Here is a 1,581-nt window from a genome sequence, read left to right as displayed (position 1 = left end):
TGGGGTCACGCAACCGAGGTGAGCCCGGCCCGTCGTGCGGGCGGGGTTGTCACCGCGTCGACGTTCCGCCCGGGAGGACCCCATGATCTCGCCCGCACCGCCGCACCGCACCCAGCTCGGGCCGCTGCTGGTCCGGCATCGGCTGGCCCGGGGGTGGAGTCAGCGACGCGCCGCCGCCGAGTTGTGCGCGGCGGCGGGCGTCGCAACGTTGAGCCGTCACGAGGTCTCCCGGTGGGAACGGCAGCGACGCGTACCCGGTGAATTCTGGCTCGGCTGGCTCGCCGTCGTGCTGGACGTACCGGCGGCGGTCCTCACCGAGGCGGCCGCGCGCACCCGGCGGGCCGGACCGCCCGCGGCCACCGGGCCGGGCCGGCGCAGCGCGGCGGCCGCGCGGGCCGGTGCCGGCGTACGGCCCGGCGGCACTACGCGTGGCGGTGGGGCGGGGGCAGTGGCGAACCGCTAGCGTCGTGGCGTGACCCACGCTGCTCCCGTCTCTCCCGTCGACCGTGCCGGCCTGCGGCAGCGGGTCGACAAGGCCCTCACCGAGTTCCTGGCCGGCCAGCGGGCCCGGTTGACCCGTGTGGACGACGCCCTGGTCCCGGTGGCGGAGGCGATCGAGGCGTTCGTGCTCGGCGGTGGCAAGCGACTGCGTCCGGCCTTCGCGTACTGGGGTTTCCGGGGCGCCGGCGGGGTGGACGGCGACCAGGTGCTCACCGCCCTGGCGGCGCTGGAGTTCGTCCAGGCCAGCGCCCTGATCCATGACGACCTGATGGACCGCTCCGACACCCGGCGCGGCGAGCCGGCGGTGCACCGGCGGTTCGCCGCCCGGCACCGGGCGGCCGGCTGGGGCGGTGACCCGGACGGGTTCGGCGACGCCGCCGCGATCCTGCTCGGCGACCTGTGCCTGGTCTGGTCCGACGAGCTGCTGCACTCCGCCGGCCTGGACCTGCGGGCGGTGGCCCGGGCCCGGCCGGTCTTCGACGAGATGCGCACAGAGGTCACCGTCGGGCAGTACCTCGACGTGTTGACCCAGGTCACCGGGGACACCTCGGTGGAGCGGGCCAGCAAGGTCGCCCGGTACAAGTCGGCGAAGTACACGGTCGAGCGCCCGCTGCTGTTCGGTGCCGCGCTGGCCGACGCGACGCCGGAGGTGCGGACGGTCTACTCGGCGTACGGGCTGCCGCTGGGCGAGGCGTTCCAGCTCCGCGACGACGTGCTGGGTGTCTTCGGCGACCCGGCGCTGACCGGCAAACCGGCCGGTGACGACCTGCGCGAGGGCAAGCGCACCTACCTGGTGGCGGCGGCCGTGGAGGCCCTCGACGACGCCGGCCGGGAGCTGCTGCTCAGCCATCTCGGCGACCCCGAGCTGGACGAGCGGGGGGTGGGCCGGCTGCGCGAGCTGATCTCCGCGAGCGGCGCCCTGGCCCGTACCGAGCAGCGGATCGTCACGCTCACCGACACCGCGCTGGCGGCCCTCACGGCTGTCGACCTGGACACCGAGGCCCGCCAGGCCCTGGTGGACCTGGCCATAGCGGCCACCCGCCGAGCCGACTGACCGCGGACACCAGCCAACCCCGCGCC

Annotated in this window: 2 protein-coding genes; both read left to right on the top strand. The window is 75.7% G+C overall.

The genetic code is table 11. The annotated features are described in order from the left end of the window. Positions 1-82 precede the first annotated feature (82 nt). Positions 83-463: a helix-turn-helix domain-containing protein gene (locus tag F8271_RS31275; RefSeq protein ID WP_151493371.1), complete on the top strand. Its 381-nt coding sequence runs from the start codon at positions 83-85 to the stop codon at positions 461-463. 9 nt (positions 464-472) lie between these two features. Continuing rightward, positions 473-1,555, top strand: a complete 1,083-nt coding sequence (locus tag F8271_RS31270; protein WP_151493370.1) for a polyprenyl synthetase family protein — start codon at positions 473-475, stop codon at positions 1,553-1,555. Positions 1,556-1,581: the final 26 nt, after the last annotated feature.

The sequence above is a fragment of the Micromonospora sp. ALFpr18c genome (assembly GCF_008868155.1).
Lineage (GTDB): Bacteria > Actinomycetota > Actinomycetes > Mycobacteriales > Micromonosporaceae > Micromonospora.
This window is presented reverse-complemented; position numbering and strand designations above follow the sequence as displayed.

Coding starts and splice junctions, on each gene's coding strand:
- F8271_RS31275 (WP_151493371.1), top strand. CDS start 83: ATGATCTCGCCCGCACCGCCGCACCGCACCCAGCTCGGGCCGCTGCTG.